The organism is Aquabacter cavernae (assembly GCF_003993795.1).
Lineage (GTDB): Bacteria > Pseudomonadota > Alphaproteobacteria > Rhizobiales > Xanthobacteraceae > Aquabacter > Aquabacter cavernae.
Genome location: NZ_RWKV01000015.1, coordinates 61,829 through 80,211 on the forward strand (window position 1 = coordinate 61,829; position 18,383 = coordinate 80,211).

Here is an 18,383-nt window from a genome sequence, read left to right on the forward strand (position 1 = left end):
ACGGGTCATCGTTTCTGCGACGATGAACGGCCCGTGACGGCGCCATTCCTTTTTGGTGGCGCGGGAGGGCACCGTTGCCTCACCGCGCTTCGAGGAGAGGAAAGTGAATGATGTATACGGTATTTTGAATGCGTGTTTCGGCTATGTAACCGTTAGATTTTTATGTATTCGTCAATAAAATTACGATTTAAGTCAGAAATAAAAATTAAATAATCAATACAATTATTGATTAATACATACAATTACGTGATTTATTCGATGAATTTTCTATCGAAACACACGAAATTCCAAACCATCATCGGAATGAATACATACTCCGGAAAACGCTCATCCAGGCCGATGGCGCGCCACTCCTGCTCCGGAAACAAAAAAAGCCCCGGCTTGCGCCGGGGCTCTAGGAGCCGCCCGGAGGCGGCTGGAGGGACTGGTGTCAGACGCCGGCGGGAACTTGGCCCGTCGTGCGCGCCGCCGCTTCCGCATTGAGCCGGTGATGCCGGGCGAGAAGTGGCTTGAGAATGAAGAGAGCCGAGAAGGCAGCCGTCAGGTCCATGGCGGCGACGATATAGAGCACCACAGCCCAGGAGCCGGTCGCCTCCATGATGAGGTTCGCCACCGGCACCAGCAGGGCCGCGAAACCCTTGGCCGTGTAGAGCACGCCGTAGATCTTGCCCACATGGGCGCTGCCGAACGTGTCCGCCGCCGTGGCCGAGAACAGCGAGTAGACCTCGCCCCAGGCCAGGAAGACGATGCCCGACAGGATGATGAACGCCCACGGATTGTGACCGAACGTGCCGAGGGCGACGATGCCGATGCCTTCCATGGCGAAGGCGAAGAACATGGTCTTCTCACGGCCGATATGGTCGGAGATCCAGCCGAACAGCGGACGGGAGATGCCGTTCAGGATGCGGTCCAGCATCAGCGCGAAGGGCAGCGCGGCCATGGCGAAGAAGTAGAGGTTCACCTGAACATGCTTCACACCGAGATCTTCCGCGATGACGCCCAGCTGGGCCACCGCCATGAGGCCGCCTGTCACCGTGCAGATGAACATGAACAGCATGACCCAGAAGACCGGAGTCTTGAGCGCCTCGGTGAGCGTGTAGTCGCGGCGGCTCTGGGCCACCGTGCTGGAGAACACCACCTCGCCCTTCTGCGGCGCGCGCAGGAAGCCGGCGGCGAGCAGAATGACCAGGCCCTGGATGCAGCCGAACAGGAAGAACACGTCACTATACGAGGTCGTCTTCAGCATGTTGGCGATGGGCATGATGGTGAGCACGGTGCCCGAGCCGTAGCCGGCGGCAGTGAGGCCCACCGCGAGGCCGCGCTTGTCCGGGAACCACCGCAGCGCGCTGTTGACGCAGGTGGAATACACGCAGCCGACGCCGATGCCGCCGATCGCCGCGCCCACATAGAAGCCGGTGAGCGAGGTGGCATAGGAGTTCACGATCCACGACAGGCCGGTGAAGAGACCGCCCACCAGAACCACGGCGCGCGGGCCGTACTTGTCGATGAAATAGCCCTGGACCGGCGAGAGCCAGGTCTGCACCACCACGAAGACGGTGAAGGCCACCTGGATGGAGGCGCGGCTCCAGCCATTGGCGTTCTGAATCTCCGGGACGAACAGCGTCCAGGAATATTGGATGTTCGCTGCCGCAACCATACAGACAACGCCGGCGATCAATTGAAGCCAGCGATTGGCGGACACCTGCGCCACGCCACCACTTTGAGATGAAGCCATGTTTCCTACCCTTTGAGCACTTTTATTTTTTTGAAGCGTGAAGCCGGCGCGCCCGTTTGTTGTTTTCCCTCCGAGCGCCGGCCGATTGGAACTCAAACCGCGCCGTTGGCGCGCATGCTCGCAATATCCTCCACGCCATAACCAAGGCGGGCGAGGACATCCTCCGTGTGCTCGCCCAGCAGCGGCGCCCGTTCCACGGGAACATCGCTGTCGGAGAGGCGGATGGGAGAGGCGACGGTCACATAGGTGCCGCGCTCGGGATGGGGGATCTCCACCAGGAAGCCGCGCTCATAGAGAGAGCGGTCCTCGATGATGTCCTTGGTGGAGAGGATGGGGCCGCAGGGAACGTCGATGGCGTTCAGCGCCTTCATAACTTCAAACTTGGTGCGGTTGCGCGTCCAGCCTTCGATGAGGCCGAAGCAGGTCTCCAGCCGCTGGGCGCGGGCTTCATGGGTGGAGAAGCGCTGGTCCTCGATGAGGTCGCGCCGCCCGATGAGCCGCATGAGCGGGGCCCAGCCCTGGGGCTGGATGATCACGTAGCAGTAATCATTCTCCCCGCCGGGCGCGCAGCGCAGGGCCGCGCCCGGCTGGCCGCCGCCGGAGGCATTGCCGGTCCGCGGCACGCAATCCCCCGCCACGGTGCTGGGATATTCCGGCAGGGTGCCGGCGCCGAGCCGCTGCTGGTCGCGCAGCTTCACGCGCAGCAGGTTCATCACGCAATCCTGCATGGCCACTTCCACCCGCTGGCCACGCCCCGTGACCGTGCGCTGGTAGAGCGCCGCCAGGATGCCCGCCACGCAATGGATGCCCGTGCCGGTATCGCCGATCTGGGCGCTGGTGGCGGTGGGCGGGCCGGAGCGCCAGCCGGTGGTGCTCATGGCCCCGCCCATGGCCTGGGCGATGGTCTCATAGGCCTTCGCCTCCACCCCGCTCTCGTCGGCGAAGCCCTTGATGGACGCATAGATAAGGCGGGGATTGAGCGCGGACATGCGCTCCCAGGTGAGGCCCTGGCGGTCCAGCACCCCGGCGCCGAAATTCTCCACCATCACGTCGCTCTGTTCCACGAGGCGCAGCAGCGCTTCCTGGCCCTGGGTCGACTTGATGTTGAGCGTGACGCTCCGCTTGTTGGCGTTGAGCATCGTGAAATAGAGACTGTCCACATTGGACTTGTCGCGCAGTTGGGAGCGCGTGATATCGCCCCGGCGCGGCATCTCCACCTTGATCACGTCCGCCCCCATCCAGGCGAGCAATTGCGTCGCGGATGGTCCGGACTGCACGTGCGTCATGTCGAGCACGCGGACACCGTCAAGTGCCTTGCCCATGCCTCTACCCCTGGAACCTGCCCTGTAGCGCCAGTCTGTGCCGGCTTTTTCAAGGTGCGCACCGCCGAAGCGGCCCTGGACCCAGAGGGTTTCCCCTCTGGAATTACGTCTATTGGATTACGTATACCAGACGAAAAGAGATAACACGGCCCTCTCCCTCCGGCAAACGGATTTACGCCGAAAGTCGAAGATCAGCGCAGCGCGGACAAAGCAGCGCCCATGGTGCTGACGCCCGGCTGCACGTCCGCCTCTTCCTCATGCAGGTAGTGGCGGATCAGGTCGGTGGCGCTGATCACGCCCACCAGGCCGTGCTCCTCGATCACCGGCAGGTGGCGCACTTCATGCTCGTTCATGAGGCGGAGCACCGTGCCGATGCTGTCCGACAGGCGGCAGGAAATGACGGCGCGCTTGATGAAGCTGGCCACCGACAGGCTCGCTGTGGTGGAGCCGTTGTCCACCAGAGCGCGGGTCACGTCGCGCTCGGAGAACACGCCCACCACCGTATTACCCTCGGTGCGGCACACGTCCTTCACCACCACGGAGGAGATGTTCTCGCGCTTCATGATGAGCGCGGCGGTTCCCACCGTTTCGTTCATCCGCACCGTGATGATGCGGGCATGGCGCTTCTCGCGCAGGATGTCATCGACCGTGATCATGTGGCGTTCCCTCTCGTTTAACGCCCGCGGTTGAACCCGGGTCGGCTTACATTCCAACCATGCTGGTATACGTAATACGCCGTGTCAAGGGATGGAATTGCTCCAGGCCCAATGTTGCATTGCGGAATAAGTGCCGAAGCGCTTCTCTCAACATGGGGTTACTTGCCGAACCCTGGAGAAGATGCGATCTACGTATGATGTATTTCGCTTCTTCAGGAAGCGGACGGTAGGATGGCGCTGAGCGGCATCGGGCAAGGGTTCAGATGACGTACCAAGATATCAACGTGAAGCCGATCGAGACGGAATCGAGCTTCCGGATGAAGGCGTACAAGGCCCTGAAGGCGGCCATCATGGAGATGGACATCTACAGCCACTCCGAAGAAATCCGTCTGGAAGAGCGTCAGCTCTCCGAGAAGCTGGGCGTCTCCCGCACCCCCATCCGCGAGGCCATGACGCTGCTGGAGCAGGAAGGCTTCGTGCGCTCCGTGCCGCGGCGCGGCATCTTCGTGGTGCGCAAGACCAGGCAGGAAATCCTCGAAATGATCACCGTGTGGGCGGCGCTGGAGGCCATGGCGGCCCGCCTCGCCTGCGAGGTGGCGAGCGAAGGCGACATCCGCAAGCTGCGTGAGAATGTCCAGGCCTTCGCCAATCGTGACCCCGAAGAGTTCGTCTCCGAATATTCCGAAGCCAACCTCGCCTTCCACAAGCAGATCATCCGCATGTCCGGCTGCAGCCTCATCGCCGAGACCACGGAGAGCCTGTTCCCGCACATGCGCGGCGTGCGCAAGCTGACCATCGGCCAGGATCACCGCGCCCAGCGCTCCATCCTCGACCATACCCGCATCGTGGAAGCCATCGAGAAGCGGGACGCGGACCTTGCCGAGCGCCTGGTGCGCGAACACACGCTGGGCCTCGCCCGGCATGTGGAGGAGCATGGCGAGTTCCTGAACTGAGCCCTGCGCACTTTGATCCCAAATGAAAAAGGCCGCGCCCGAAGGCGCGGCCTTTTTCATTTTCGACAAATGGGATGCCGGCGCCTCAGGCGTTGGGGTTCTTGAACACCCATTTCCAGGGCAGAACCTCGACGCTCTCGAACAGGCCGGCCTTGGCGAACGGATCGTTCTCCAGCAGCGCCTTCGCTTCCGCGGCGCTCTGCGCCTCCACCACGAGCATGGAGCCGATCATGCGCGACCCATCCTCGGTCACGAGCGGGCCGCCGATCGCCACCTTGTCCGCATTGGCGTTCAGGAATTCCAGATGCGCCGGACGCGCCTCGGCGCGCACATGCTCGTGATTCGGCTTGTCCTTCTTAAGAACGACGAACAGCATGAATGACCCTCCCTTGATATATGGCCGCTGGTCCGGGAGGCGCCGGAGGGCGCCTCAGGCCGCGGCCTTCTTCTTCGCCATCAGGTCCACGAAGCGGTCGAACAGATAGTGGCTGTCCTGCGGGCCGGGCGAGGCTTCCGGGTGGTACTGCACCGAGAAGACCGGCCGGTCGGCCAGCGCGATGCCCGCGTTCGAGCCGTCGAACAGGGACACATGGGTCTCGCGCGCATTGGCCGGCAGGCTCTCGCGATCCACGGCGAAGCCGTGATTCATGGAGGTGATCTCCACCTTGCCGGTGGTCAGGTCCTTCACGGGATGGTTCGCGCCGTGATGGCCCTGGTGCATCTTCACCGTACGACCGCCCACCGCGAGGCCGATCATCTGATGGCCGAGGCAGATGCCGAAGGTGGGAATATCGCTGGCGATCAGCTCGCGGATCACCGGAACCGCATATTCACCCGTGGCCGCCGGATCGCCGGGACCGTTGGACAGGAACACGCCGTCCGGCTGGAGAGCGAGGATGTCGGCGGCAGCGGTGGTGGCGGGCACCACGGTCACCTTGCAGCCCGCGCGGGCCAGCAGGCGCAGGATGTTGCGCTTCACGCCATAGTCGATGGCCACCACATGGAGCTTGCCGCTGCCCTCCTGGCCATAGCCCTCGGGCCACTGCCAGGGGGTCTCGTCCCAGTTGAACCGCTGGGCGGAGGTGACGCCGGGAACGAGGTCCATGCCCTCCAGGCCCGGCCACTCGCGGGCTTTGGCCTTCAGCGCCTCCACGTCGAACACGCCGTCCGGATGGTGGGCGATCACCGCATTGGGCATGCCGGTTTCGCGGATCAGGGCGGTGAGGGCGCGGGTGTCGAGGCCGGAGATGCCGGCAATGCCGCGCGCCTTGAGCCACTGGTCCAGATGGCGGGTGGCGCGATAATTGGACGGCTCGGTCACCGCGGTGCGCAGCACCACGCCGCGCACGCCGGACGCCCCGGCCATGGACACCGTCTCGATGTCCTCTTCATTCGTTCCCACATTGCCGATATGCGGGAAAGTGAAGGTGATGATCTGGCCGCTATAGGAGGGATCGGTGAGAATCTCCTCATAGCCGGTGATGGCGGTGTTGAAGCAGACCTCTCCCACACCCTCGCCCACGGCGCCGAGGCCCACGCCCTCAAGGACGGTTCCATCGGCCAGCACGAGCAGCGCGGTCGGTTTGGGTTCGGTCCAGCCTTCGGCCGGGATCGGGGCGTGATCTTGTTCCTGGGTCATGGATCGCCTAGATAAGGCGTCACGCGCCGCGACGCCAGAGGGCCGGTGGCTGTGCCACCGAATTCCTCGCGGGTGAGGCTGCGGTCCGCACGCCGGAGTGCGGTTTGCACCGGATCGGCCTTCCGCCGACACCTCCCCTCACGCGACGCTTTCGACACCCAAGAGGACACCGTGCTCCGCGACGATATCAATACTGCGCTCAAGGATTCCATGAAGGCCGGCGACAAGCTTCGCCTGTCCACGCTGCGCCTCGTTAATGCGGCCATCAAGGACCGCGACATCGAAGCCAGAGGCCTGGGCAAGGACCCGCTCGGCGATGACGAGGTGCGCTCGCTTCTGGCCAAGATGGTGAAGCAGCGCGAGGACAGCGCCCGCATTTATCTGGAAGGCGGCCGCCCCGAGCTGGCCGAGCAGGAAAAGGCCGAGATCCTCGTGATCCAGCATTTCCTGCCCAAGCAGCTCACCGAAGAGGAGACCCGCGCCATCATCGCCAATGTGGTGGCGGAGATCGAGGCGAAGGGCATCAAGGACATGGGCCGCACCATGGCCGTGCTGAAGGAGCGCCATGCGGGCGCCATCGACTTCGGCAAGGCCTCCGCCTGGGTGAAGGACGCGCTCACCGCCGCCTGATCCGCTGCGCCTGACCCTGTGGACAGCGGGAAGAACGGGGACACCTCGTCTTCCCGTTGGCCTTGCCGCTGGACGGTCGCTCATATGGGCGGCTGGTGGTAAAGTTTATGCCTGAGGCTCGCGAGTCCGCCCTGAATGCGCTTTCCGCCCTCCTTCCTCGATGAGATCCGCACGCGCCTGCCGGTGTCGGATGTGGTGGGACGGCGGGTGAAGCTGAAAAAGCAGGGCCGCGAGTTCGCCGGGCTCTCGCCGTTCAATCCCGAAAAGACACCGTCCTTCTTCGTCAACGACCAGAAGGGCTTCTATCACTGCTTCTCCTCGGGCAAGCACGGCGACGTGTTCGACTTCCTGATGGAGACCGAAGGCCTGCCCTTCGGCGAGGCGGTGGAGCGCCTTGCCTCCATGGCGGGCCTGTCCCTGCCCGAAGTGACGCCGGAGGCGAGCGCCCGCGAGGAGCGGCGGCGCACCCTGCATGAGGTGCTGGCGCTCGCCGCAACCCATTTCGCCGAGACCCTCCAGGGCCGCTCCGGCGCCAAGGCGCGCGGCTATCTCTCCGACCGCGGCCTCGGCCCCGCCACCCAGAAGCGCTTCCGCCTCGGCTATGGCGCGGGCGAGCGGTTCCACCTGAAGGAAGCCCTGGGCAAGGCCGGGGTCGGCGTTCCCGACATGGTGGAAACGGGCCTGCTGGTCTCGGGCGAAGGCATCGCCGTTCCCTATGACCGGTTCCGCGACCGGGTGATGTTTCCCATCACGGACCTGAAGGGCCGGGTAGTGGGCTTCGGCGGGCGGGCGCTGGAGAAGGATGTCCAGGCGAAGTATCTCAACTCGCCGGAGACCCCCCTCTTCCACAAAGGCTCCCTGCTTTATAACGGCTTCGAGGCGCGCGCCGCCGTGCACAAGGGTGCGCGGCTCATCACCGTCGAAGGCTATGTGGACGTGATCGCCATGGTTGAGGCGGGCTTCGAGGGCGCGGTGGCGCCGCTCGGCACCGCCCTCACCGAGGACCAGCTCCAATTGCTCTGGCGCATGGCGGACGAGCCGACCCTGCTGTTCGACGGCGACAAGGCGGGGCGCCGCGCCGCCTTCCGCGCCATCGACATCGCCTTGCCGCACCTCAAGCCCGGCAAGAGCCTGGTCTTCGGCGCCCTGCCCGAGGGGCAGGATCCCGATGATTTGATCCGCCGCTCCGGCCGGGACGCCATGGAGGATGTGCTGGGGCGCTCCGAGCCGCTGGCCGCCATGCTCTGGGCGCGGGAGACGGAAAGCATCAACCTGGATACGCCCGAGCGGCGCGCGGCCCTGGAGGCGCGCCTTGCCGAGCTGGTGTCCGCCATCGCCGACGAAAGCGTGCGCCGTCATTACCGGCAGGATCTCAACGAGCGCATGCGCCGCCTGCTCTCCCCCGCCCCGGCGGCGGGCGTGTGGTCCGGCGGGCGGCCGCGCCAGGGCCAGGGCCAGGGCCGCGGCAAGCCTTTCGCGGCACCGCCCCTCGCCCCCAAGGGCGGCGATCTTGCCCGCACCTCCGCCATTGCGGGCGGTGCTTCCGTGATGCCGCGCAATGAGGCGTTGCTGCTGTTCTGCCTGCTCAACCACCCCTGGCTGATGGATGAGACCGGCGAGGAGATCGCCGCTTTGCCCTTCGCCAATGCGGATGCGGGGCGCCTGTGCCAGGCCACGCTGGAAGCCCATATGCTGGCCGACGGCGAAGTGGATCTGCCCCCGCTCCCGGCGGATGTGGAGGGCGTCGCGACCCGCGTGCGGGCGCTCGCCAACCCCCGTATGGACTGGCCAGCATATCCAGATACCGGCAGAGAGGATGTTCGCCTCTGGTGGCGCCAGCGCACGGCCTTGCATCTGAAGGCTTACGCGCTATCTAGAGAGCTGAGGGATGCCGAGCAGCAATTGGGTGACGACCCGAGCGAGGCAAATTTCGCGTGGTTGCGGGATGTGCGCGAGCGCTTGTCCGCTGCTGAAGGAACGGAGGCCCTGGTCGAGGGGTTCGGAGCGGCATCGGGTCGCTCATCTGCGCGCTCCATATGAGCGCACTCCTTAACGCGGATCGAAATACACGGGCTGCCACGCCTTAAAGTGCGGGGCGGTTCAGGCTGATTTAACGGGATCGCCTTAAAAGACGATCCTAGCAGGATGTACAGGGCGGCGGACCTTAGCGGTCACGCCGCCATTTGGCCGTCGGCACGCGGCTCAGGTTCAGGAGAAGTCCATGGCGAAGCAGGCCACCGAGACGAGCGAGGCGCCGGAGAAGGAGAATGAGGCCCCTGACGGGCCGCTTCTCGATCTCTCGGACGCTGCCGTCCGGAAGATGATCAAGAATGCCAAGCGCCGCGGCTACGTGACCTATGAGCAGTTGAACGAGGTGATGCCCTCAGAGGAGGTCACCTCCGAGCAGATCGAGGACACCCTCGCCATGCTCAACGACATGGGTATCAACGTGATCGAGGCGGAAGAAGCCGCCGAGGAAGAAGCCAGCGAGGAAGGCGAAACTCCCGACGAGCCGGAAGAGGCGGAAGGCGGCGAGATCGCCGAGGCCGCCCCGCGCGCCGTCGCGCGCTCGGAGACCAAGTCCGAGCCCGCCGAGCGCACCGATGATCCCGTGCGCATGTATCTGCGCGAGATGGGCAGCGTGGAACTGCTCTCCCGCGAGGGCGAAATCGCCATCGCCAAGCGCATCGAGGCGGGCCGCGAGGCCATGATCGCGGGCCTGTGCGAGAGCCCCCTCACCTTCCAGGCCATCATCATCTGGCGCGACGAGCTGGTGGAGGGCAAGGTCCTCCTGCGCGACATCATCGACCTCGAAGCCACCTATGCGGGCCCCGAGGGCAAGAACCCGCCGCCCGCCCCGGGCGAGGAAGAAACCGCGCTCGCCCCCGAGGCGGGTGAGGACGGCCTTCTGGGCGACGGCGCCTCGCCGGACGGCGACGAAGACGACATGGAGAATTCCCTGTCGCTCGCCGCCATGGAGACCGAGATCAAGCCGAAGGTTCTGGAGACCTTCGACCGGGTGGCCGACAGCTACAAGAAGCTGCGCCGCCTGCAGGACCAGAATGTCGAATCCAAGCTGAAGAACGAGACGCTGTCGCCCGCGCAGGAGCGCAAGGCGAAGAAGCTCAAGGAAGATCTCGTTCTCGACATGAAGTCGCTCTCGCTCAATCAGGCGCGCATCGACGCCCTGGTGGAGCAGCTCTACGAGATCAACAAGCGTCTCGTGGGCCTGGAAGGCCGCCTGCTGCGCCTCGCGGAGAGCTATGGCGTCGCCCGCGACGACTTCCTCAAGCAGTATCAGGGCTACGAGTTGGACCCGAAATGGGTCCTGCGCGTCTCCAAGCTCGGCTCCAAGGGCTGGAAGGGCTTTGTCGCCTCCGAGAAGGACGGCATCAAGGACCTGCGCGGCGACATCCATAATCTCGCGACCGAGACCGGCCTCGAGATCCTGGAATTCCGCAAGATCGTCCAGATGGTGCAGAAGGGCGAGAAGGAAGCCCGGCAGGCGAAGAAGGAAATGGTGGAGGCCAACCTGCGCCTCGTCATCTCCATCGCCAAGAAATACACGAACCGCGGCCTTCAGTTCCTGGACCTGATCCAGGAGGGCAATATCGGCCTCATGAAGGCGGTCGATAAGTTCGAGTACCGGCGCGGCTACAAGTTCTCCACCTATGCCACCTGGTGGATCCGGCAGGCCATCACCCGGTCCATCGCGGATCAGGCCCGCACCATCCGCATCCCCGTGCACATGATCGAGACCATCAACAAGATCGTGCGCACCTCCCGCCAGATGCTCCACGAGATCGGCCGCGAGCCGACCCCGGAAGAGCTGGCCGAGAAGCTGGGCATGCCGCTGGAGAAGGTCCGCAAGGTTCTGAAGATCGCCAAGGAGCCCATCTCCCTCGAAACGCCCATCGGCGACGAGGAGGATTCGCACCTGGGTGACTTCATCGAGGACAAGAACGCGATCCTGCCCATCGACGCGGCGATCCAGAGCAATCTGCGCGAGACCACGACCCGCGTGCTCGCCTCCCTCACCCCCCGCGAGGAGCGCGTGCTGCGCATGCGCTTCGGCATCGGCATGAACACCGATCACACGCTGGAGGAAGTGGGCCAGCAATTCTCGGTGACCCGCGAGCGTATCCGCCAGATCGAAGCGAAGGCGCTCCGCAAGCTCAAGCACCCCTCCCGGAGCCGCAAGCTGCGCAGCTTCCTGGATAATTGAAGCCACGCTTCTCCCGCAGGCAGCCGGAAACCCCTCGCCTGAATAGGCGAGGGGTTTTTTGTTGGTCTCATTAAATATTTCTTAATTATCCCTTAACACCGAATATTATCCACAATGACGACAACAACTTTCAGACAATCTCGAATACTATTCTATATCGTATCATTATATTTCGCATATATATCGGCACATACATTTCAATACTGAAATATAAAGCGAAATCGCGTCGTCATTAAACTGATACCCCAAATCAGTAATTGTTGCATCGACGCAACACGCGCTTCAAATGCGATCCTTTCAACACTCCACCCTCGATTGCGCCCGTGAATACCTCCCCTTTCAGAAGGTAGAATGGTAGAGTCATTCGGACTTTTCCGATCGATCGCTTTTCCGTGCCCCACATAGGGCCCTTGCGAGGATTTTTATGCCAAATCGTACGGCTTCAGCGACCGCGCTCTTCGCTCGCCCCCTCAATCGGACCAATGGCCTCGACGCTGCGGGCCAAAAGAGGGCAGGCTTTTCGATCGGAAGCAAAATCCTTCAGTCGCTTAGGAGTTCGAAAAACAAGTCTTCGCTGGCGAAAATTATAACGCGCCCCCAAATGTCCCTTGCCGCATTATTGCTTGCGTCCACGTCGAGCATAGCGTGGTCGCAATCGGTTCTGGTGCTTGGCCAATCCAATAGCGACGGCCAGGCGGCTGCGACGGGGTTGGCGGCCCTGCTGACCGCATCGGGATATACACCTACTGTAACGTATAATCCCACAGATGTGACTGGAAATTTAAACTCATTCTCACAAGTATGGGATGTTCGCCATTTGACTGCGATTGGTGCAGCCGAAAGCCAGAGCTATATGAATTACCTGAACTCTGCTGGCGGCTTATTTCTTTTGGGCGAAAATTCTGGTTTTGTAACACGAAATACATCAGTCGTTGATTTCATCGTGAATGCGGGTGGAGGCACCATCGCTTACGGCGGCACTACAGTTTTTACGCAGTATGTGACTGACGTCTTCAATGGTAACGGCACTGTTGTGGCAAATTCGGCGACCCCGATCGCGGTCCCCGCAGCCGGCACATTCTCCGACCCAGGCAATGGCGTTTACATCACCACGTCCCAACCTGACGGTGCGGGCAGCGGCACCGGCATTGCCTTCGGTACGGGCGCACTCACCAATGCCCAGACCGGCCGCCTCATGACCTATCTTGATATCAATACATTTCAGGCATCCTTCTATAGTAGCAACCTCGCATTGCGCGCACTGGTCATGCGGATGATTGGCTTCGTCCAGGGCGATGTCATAATTCCCATCGGCGGCGATCAGATCATCGACACCAGCAAGCCGAGCTTCAACCTCAGCGATCCTGCCGCGGTGGCCGCAAACATTACCTTCGCAGGCGGCACACTCGACCTGACCAATGCTGTTGACCCCAACAATATTGTCGTCACCCAGCCGGTGATGATCGAGGAAACCGGCGCCTTCATCAATACGGTCGGCACCACGGGGACTTTCACGGGTGTCATCAGCGGCGACGGCGGTCTCGTCGTCCTCGGACAGGGCACGCTCGTGCTGACCGGCGCCAACACCTATCAAGGCGGCACGCTGGTAACCGATTCCTCGACGCTCCAGATTGCACGCAGCGATTCCTTGGGCACCGGTAGCCTGGCTCTCAGCGGGGGGCGCCTGCTGGCTGGGGCCGCGATGGATATCGGAACGCAGGTCACCCTGATGAGCGGCCTGAATTCCATCGATACCGGCGGCTACGCGGTCACGCTGAACGGCATCGTCAGCGGTAGCGGGAGCTTCGTTAAGTCCGGTGACGGCACGCTGACGCTGACCGGCGCCAACTCATATCTGGGCGGCACGATCATCGCGCGCGGCGCTCTCCGGGTGTCTTCGGACGAGAATCTGGGCGACAGCTCCGGTGCCCTCGGGCTCATGGGTGCTGCCACACTCGTCACCACCGCGAACATCACCTCGGCGCGGGCCGTGACGCTCGGCACCGGCGGCGGGACATTCGCGCCGGACACCGGCACGACGCTCACACTGTCCGGCACCATCACCGGCGCGGGCGACCTCGTGAAGGACGGGCTCGGAACGCTGATCCTCCTCGGCGCCAACGATTTCGGCGGCGGCACCACCATTAATGCCGGCATCCTCCAGATCGGCAATGGCGGCACCTCGGGCTCCATCATTGGTGACATCGCCGTCAATCAGACCGGCACGCTCATCTTCAATGCGTCCGGCAACGGCGTCTTGTCTGGAAATATCACCGGCGCGGGCGGCCTCGTGAAGGACGGTGACGGCACGCTGACGCTGACCGGGACCAACAATTTTGGCGGCGGCACCACCATTAATGACGGCGCCCTCCAGATCGGCAATGGCGGCACCTCGGGCACCATCACCGGCGACATCGCCGTCAACCAGAACGCCGCGCTCATCTTCAACTCCTCCAGCGCCGGCACCTTCGCAGGCACCATTTCCGGTGCCGGCGGCCTCTTGAAGGATGGTGACGGCACGCTGGCGCTCACAGGAGCCAACGAGTATTTGGGCGGGACGGTCATCGCGCGCGGTGCTCTCCGGGTGTCTTCGGACGAGAATCTGGGCGACAGCTCCGGTGCCCTCGGGCTCATGGGCGCCGCCACCCTCGCCACCACCGCGAACATCACCTCGGCGCGCGCCATTACGCTCGGCACCGGCGGCGGGACGTTCGCGCCGGACACCGGCACGACGCTCACACTGTCCGGCACCATCACCGGCGCGGGCGGCCTCGTGAAGGACGGGCTCGGAACGCTGATCCTCCTCGGCGCCAATGATTATGGCGGCGGCACCACCATTAATGCCGGCACCCTCCAGCTCGGCAATGGCGGCACCTCGGGCACCATCACCGGCGACGTCGCCGTCAACCAGAACGGCACGCTCGCCTTCAACTATTCCGGCAGCTACATCTTCGCAGGCGACATCACCGGCACGGGAACGGTGAGCTTCATCGGCGGCACGGTGCAGTTCTCCAACCCCAATGCCTATGGCGGCACCATTGTCGTGGATGGCAGCACCCTGACCCTCCAGAATGGCTCCTCCAGCGGCGCCAGCTACGCCATCAATGACGGCGGCGTCATCGGGGGCAACGCCACCATCGGCGGCCTGGAGGTGAATAGCGGCGGCACGGCGGCGCCGGGCAACTCTCCCGGCACCATCACGGTGAACGGCACCGTCGCCTTCAACGCCGGCAGCCTCTATCGGGTGGATGTGACCCCCACGGGCCAGCACGACCTGATCACCGCCACGGGTGCGGTCACCATCGATCCGGGTGCCAGCGTCCAGGTGGCGGCGGTGCCGGGCGTATACGTTCCGAACAGCACTTACACCATCCTGAGCGGTGCCTCAGTCACGGGGACTTTCGGCTCGGTCACGTCCGACTATGCCTTCCTCACGCCGACGCTCAGCTATGACAGCAATGAGGTCTTCCTCGTTCTGGCCTATAAGGGCGTGGGCTTCGCCCCCTTCGCGACGACGTCCAACCAGATCGCGGTGGCCAATGCCGCCGAAGCGCTCGGCTTGGGCAACCCGGTGTTTGACGCCATCATCCAGTTGCCGGTCTCGGACGTGTCTCCGGCGCTCAATGCCCTCTCCGGCGAGGTCTATGCCTCCACGTCGAGCGTGATCCAGCAGCAGTCCATCTATGTGCGTGATGCGGTCACCGCCCGCCTGCGTCAGTCCGTGACCACGACCGGCGCCGCACCGCTCTCCTCCGCAACCAATGCCGCGGCCCCCGCCACCGCACAGCTCGGCCCCGGCCTGACCCCCACCCTATGGGCCCAGGGCTATGGCGGATGGGGCGATACGTTCAGCAACGGCAATGCCGCCTCCATCTCCAACTCCATCGGCGGCTTCCTCATGGGTGCCGACGTGGCGGTGCTGCCCAATGCGCGCGTGGGCATCTTCGGCGGGTTCAGCCAGTCGCAGTTCGACATGGATGCCCGATCTTCCTCCGGCTCCATGGACAATTACGACCTCGGCCTTTACGGCGCCGTCCAGTTCGGCGCCTGGGGCCTCAGGGGCGGGCTTTCCTATGCGTGGCACGATGTCTCGGTCGGCCGAACGGTGGCCTTCCCGGGCGTCTCCCAGACGCTGGATGCGGGCTATACCCTGGGCACCACCCAGTTGTTCGGGGAGGTGAGCTATGCGTCCGTCCTGGGCCAGTACGCCTTTGAACCCTTTGTCGGCCTTGCCTACGTGGCAACCAATGGGGCCTCCGCCACCGAGACCGGCGGCTATGCGAGCCTCGGAGTGGAGATCGGGGGTTTCGAGACCCTCTACACGACCCTGGGCCTGCGGATGGCCACATCGCTTCGTGTGATGGAGCACACGCTGACACCGAGCCTGTCATTGGGCTGGCAGCACGCCTTCGGCGACACCACGCCAAGCGCCGCCCTGCTGTTCCAGGGCGGCACGACACCCTTCCAGTTGACCGGCACACCCATCGCGCAGGATGCGGTGCTGCTGGGAGCAGGGCTGTCCTATGCCCTGTCGGACGTTTCCGCCCTGTCGGTGAACTATAATGGGCAATTGGCGTCCGCCGCCTCGCAGAACGCCTTCACCGCGCAATTCTCGCTGAAGTTCTAAGACCATCGGCCCCGGCCTTCGACCGGGGCCGCATGGCTTTCGCTCACGCGCAACTCGGCTGTTGCCGAGTTGCGCCGCGTACCGGCGCCCCTCAGGGCATCGCCACCATGTGATAGCCCGCCCCTTCCCGCTCGATAATGCCGCGGTCCGCGAGATGCGAGCCCATGACCGGAATGCGCTCCACGGCCATGCGGTCCAGCATGCGGGCGCGGGTTTCGGCGGCCTGGGTGCGGTTCACGTCGAACAGGACCGACCAGGCCGGATGCGGGAATTGCAGCGGGCCCACATGCATGATGTCCGCCCACATGAGCAGGGAATTGTGCCCGTCCTCGATCATCACGCCCATATGGCCCGGCGTGTGGCCGGGCTCGGGGATCGCCTTGAGGCCGGAAAACAGCTCCACCTCCCCGTTCACCGCCCGCACTTTCTTCGGATAGGCCGAGAGCACAGCCCGCGCTGCGCCGAAATAGCCGTCCATGCCCTGGGGCGCGCGGGAGCGGATGCCGTCATCCATCCAGAACTCGATTTCGCTGTGCTGGACCACGAGTTCCGCATTGGGGAAGACCGGCTTGCCCGCCGCGTCGATGGTGCCGCCCGCATGGTCCACATGCAGGTGGGTGAGGATGACAGCCTCCACCTTGGTCCGGTCCAGCCCGGCGGCCGCGAGCGCCCGCGCCACCTTGCCCAGATCCGCGCCGCCCGCAGCGCCGGTGCCCGCATCGATGAGGATCAGCCGCCCGTTGCGCTCCACCGCGAAGGCATTGACCGGAATGGGCAGCGGCCCCGCCGCCGGCGCGCCCATGGCGCGGATCAGCTTCGCCCCGTCGGGCGAGGCGGCGTCGGGCACCATGGCGAGGGGCAAGGGAAACAGGCCATCCAGCAGCGGCGTCACCTTGAACGCCCCCACCTGGACCGGCCCCGCCGAGAGCGGCTGGGCGAAGGCGGGGTCGAGCCGCAGCCAGGGCGCCGCCGCACAAGCGGCGGCCCCGGCCAGGAAATGGCGGCGCGAGGGACGGGACAGCGACGTTCCAGCAGGCATGGCCCTTGCTCCTTCCACAGGTCTCGCCGGCCGCGCCCACCCGGGAGGGAGCGGCGATCAGGCGGTCCCGATCACGTTCTCCCGGCCGATCAGGCGCGCCAATTGGCGCACCCGGCCCTGGACCCGTTCATTCACGAGGTCCGACAGGCGCTCCGGCACCGTCAGCACCAGGGTCTCGCCCTTCACTTCAAGCGTGATGGACGGAAGGATGCCGGTCATGGCGGCGGACAGCGAATAAGCCACCCGCATGGCGGCACCCAGGATGCGCGCGCGGTCCATCATGCCCGGCGTCACCAGAGCGAGGATGGACGGCACCGGCTCCTCGGGGGTGAGGCCCACATGGCGGAAATAAACCGGCAGAGCCACGGAGATGCGGCTCGCATGGTCCACGCCCGCGAAGGCGGCATGGGCGATCATGTTGATGCTCTGCTCGGCCCGGTAGTCGGGATGGGCGCGCCAGCTCACATCGGCCAGCAGGCAGGCCGCGTGGCGGATGCGCCGCTCGTCCGCGCTCTCCTCAAGGGTGGGAGAGGAGGCGAACAGGCGGTCGGTCCAGGCCACCAATTCTTCCTGGTGCAGCGGCGAGCGCGAGCGCAGCAGGTTGAATTCCTGGGCGGAGAGAAGGAGGGGGTCCTCCTTGCGCTGCGTCTCGTCCAGCAGCGAATAGAGCAGCCCCTCGCGCACGCCGAGGGCCGAGATCACCACCTGGGCCGGGCGCCCGTGGCGCACCAGATTCTCCAGCACCAGCGCGCCGTAGGACAAAAGCGGACGCCGGGCGACCGAAACCGCCTCGATGCTGCCGAGTTGCTCCACATCGCCCCGGTGCACCATGCGCGCGAAGGCCAGCGCCTCCTTGGCGGGAAGGGTGTAGCCGTGCATCACATGCAGCGGATAGCCCTGCTGGAACATGTGCAGGCGGGCCAGCGCGCGCCAGTTTCCGCCCACGGCGAAGAAGGTGCGTCCGGCCATCTTCTTGAGGACCGGCGTGCCCTCCATGGCGTCCCGGACGATCTTCTCGGCCTTGCGCATGGAGCGGGCCGAGCGGTCCTGGAGCGCGAGGCTGCCGAGCGGCAAGGTGATTCCCTCGTCCGCGATGCGCTCGGAGCGCACATCCACCAGTTCCAGCGAGCCGCCGCCCAGGTCCCCGGCGATGCCGTCGGGCTCATGGATGCCGGAAATGACGCCCAGCGCCGCCAGCTCCGCCTCGCGGCGGCCGGTCAGGATCTCGATCTGGGTGCGGCAGATGGCTTCGCATTCGGCGATGAAGGCGGGGCCGTTGGCCGCATCGCGCGAGGCTGCGGTGGCGAGCGCATAGAGCGTCTCGACCTTCATGGCATCGCACAAGGCACGGAATCGCCGCAGCGCCGACAGCGCTTTATCGATCGCGTCCTGCGCGAGCCGGCCCGTGGAGAGAACCTCCCGGCCGAGCCCGCACAGGGCCTTCTCGTTGAAGATGGGGGTCGGCGCGCGCGAGAGCGCCTCGTACACCACGAGACGCACTGAGTTCGACCCGATGTCGATCACCGCGATAGGCGCGGTGACCGTCATTGGATCGGT

Annotated in this window: 12 protein-coding genes; 5 read left to right on the forward strand and 7 right to left on the reverse strand. The window is 64.5% G+C overall.

The window, feature by feature from the left end:
- Window positions 1-430 precede the first annotated feature (430 nt).
- From oxlT to EJJ38_RS13740, 3 genes are all read right to left on the reverse strand, one after another.
- A complete protein-coding gene (gene oxlT / locus EJJ38_RS13730; RefSeq protein ID WP_127090704.1) occupies window positions 431-1,735 on the reverse strand; it encodes an oxalate/formate MFS antiporter in 1,305 nt (434 codons plus the stop codon).
- Window positions 1,736-1,827: 92 nt separating this feature from the next.
- Window positions 1,828-3,057, reverse strand: a complete 1,230-nt coding sequence (gene frc / locus EJJ38_RS13735; RefSeq protein WP_127090705.1) for a formyl-CoA transferase — start codon at window positions 3,055-3,057, stop codon at window positions 1,828-1,830.
- 191 nt (window positions 3,058-3,248) lie between these two features.
- On the reverse strand, window positions 3,249-3,710 hold the full coding sequence (locus tag EJJ38_RS13740; RefSeq protein ID WP_205666184.1) for a CBS domain-containing protein: 462 nt from the start codon (window positions 3,708-3,710) through the stop codon (window positions 3,249-3,251).
- Window positions 3,711-3,976: 266 nt separating this feature from the next.
- Here EJJ38_RS13740 and EJJ38_RS13745 point away from each other — a divergent pair, with 266 nt between their 5' ends.
- Window positions 3,977-4,666: a GntR family transcriptional regulator gene (locus EJJ38_RS13745; RefSeq protein WP_127090707.1), complete on the forward strand. Its 690-nt coding sequence runs from the start codon at window positions 3,977-3,979 to the stop codon at window positions 4,664-4,666.
- A gap of 85 nt (window positions 4,667-4,751) precedes the next feature.
- Here the strand turns inward: EJJ38_RS13745 and EJJ38_RS13750 are convergent, their stop codons facing one another.
- Window positions 4,752-5,042 carry a YciI family protein gene (locus EJJ38_RS13750; protein ID WP_127090708.1) on the reverse strand — a complete coding sequence of 97 codons (291 nt, stop codon included), beginning with the start codon at window positions 5,040-5,042 and terminating at the stop codon, window positions 4,752-4,754.
- A 54-nt stretch (window positions 5,043-5,096) separates the two neighbouring features.
- The gene (gene carA, locus EJJ38_RS13755; protein ID WP_127090709.1) at window positions 5,097-6,305 is read right to left on the reverse strand and encodes a glutamine-hydrolyzing carbamoyl-phosphate synthase small subunit; all 1,209 of its coding nucleotides are present in this window, start codon (window positions 6,303-6,305) and stop codon (window positions 5,097-5,099) included.
- 171 nt (window positions 6,306-6,476) lie between these two features.
- On the opposite strand from carA, the gene EJJ38_RS13760 reads away from it, so the two are divergent.
- From EJJ38_RS13760 to EJJ38_RS20650, 4 genes are all read left to right on the forward strand, one after another.
- The gene (locus EJJ38_RS13760; protein WP_127090710.1) at window positions 6,477-6,935 is read left to right on the forward strand and encodes a GatB/YqeY domain-containing protein; all 459 of its coding nucleotides are present in this window, start codon (window positions 6,477-6,479) and stop codon (window positions 6,933-6,935) included.
- Window positions 6,936-7,070: 135 nt separating this feature from the next.
- A complete protein-coding gene (dnaG, locus tag EJJ38_RS13765; protein ID WP_127090711.1) occupies window positions 7,071-8,975 on the forward strand; it encodes a DNA primase in 1,905 nt (634 codons plus the stop codon).
- Between the two features lie 181 nt (window positions 8,976-9,156).
- Window positions 9,157-11,160 (forward strand): RNA polymerase sigma factor RpoD, encoded by a 2,004-nt coding sequence (rpoD, locus tag EJJ38_RS13770; RefSeq protein WP_127090712.1) that lies wholly within the window; start codon window positions 9,157-9,159, stop codon window positions 11,158-11,160.
- Window positions 11,161-12,355: 1,195 nt separating this feature from the next.
- A complete protein-coding gene (locus EJJ38_RS20650; RefSeq protein WP_164738510.1) occupies window positions 12,356-15,787 on the forward strand; it encodes an autotransporter outer membrane beta-barrel domain-containing protein in 3,432 nt (1,143 codons plus the stop codon).
- A 91-nt stretch (window positions 15,788-15,878) separates the two neighbouring features.
- Here the strand turns inward: EJJ38_RS20650 and EJJ38_RS13780 are convergent, their stop codons facing one another.
- Together EJJ38_RS13780 and EJJ38_RS13785 are read right to left on the reverse strand one after the other, a co-directional pair.
- Window positions 15,879-16,826 carry an MBL fold metallo-hydrolase gene (locus tag EJJ38_RS13780; RefSeq protein ID WP_127090714.1) on the reverse strand — a complete coding sequence of 316 codons (948 nt, stop codon included), beginning with the start codon at window positions 16,824-16,826 and terminating at the stop codon, window positions 15,879-15,881.
- Between the two features lie 57 nt (window positions 16,827-16,883).
- Complete coding sequence (locus EJJ38_RS13785; RefSeq protein ID WP_127090715.1) at window positions 16,884-18,374, reverse strand: Ppx/GppA family phosphatase; 1,491 nt, start codon at window positions 18,372-18,374, stop codon at window positions 16,884-16,886.
- Window positions 18,375-18,383 lie beyond the last annotated feature (9 nt).

Excerpts from the sequence above, each read along its gene's own strand:
- oxlT (WP_127090704.1), bottom strand. The coding sequence starts at position 1,735 with ATGGCTTCATCTCAAAGTGGTGGCGTGGCGCAGGTGTCCGCCAATCGC.
- frc (WP_127090705.1), bottom strand. The coding sequence starts at position 3,057 with ATGGGCAAGGCACTTGACGGTGTCCGCGTGCTCGACATGACGCACGTG.
- EJJ38_RS13745 (WP_127090707.1), top strand. The coding sequence starts at position 3,977 with ATGACGTACCAAGATATCAACGTGAAGCCGATCGAGACGGAATCGAGC.
- EJJ38_RS13750 (WP_127090708.1), bottom strand. The coding sequence starts at position 5,042 with ATGCTGTTCGTCGTTCTTAAGAAGGACAAGCCGAATCACGAGCATGTG.
- carA (WP_127090709.1), bottom strand. The coding sequence starts at position 6,305 with ATGACCCAGGAACAAGATCACGCCCCGATCCCGGCCGAAGGCTGGACC.
- dnaG (WP_127090711.1), top strand. The coding sequence starts at position 7,071 with ATGCGCTTTCCGCCCTCCTTCCTCGATGAGATCCGCACGCGCCTGCCG.
- rpoD (WP_127090712.1), top strand. The coding sequence starts at position 9,157 with ATGGCGAAGCAGGCCACCGAGACGAGCGAGGCGCCGGAGAAGGAGAAT.
- EJJ38_RS20650 (WP_164738510.1), top strand. The coding sequence starts at position 12,356 with ATGACCTATCTTGATATCAATACATTTCAGGCATCCTTCTATAGTAGC.
- EJJ38_RS13780 (WP_127090714.1), bottom strand. The coding sequence starts at position 16,826 with ATGCCTGCTGGAACGTCGCTGTCCCGTCCCTCGCGCCGCCATTTCCTG.
- EJJ38_RS13785 (WP_127090715.1), bottom strand. The coding sequence starts at position 18,374 with ATGACGGTCACCGCGCCTATCGCGGTGATCGACATCGGGTCGAACTCA.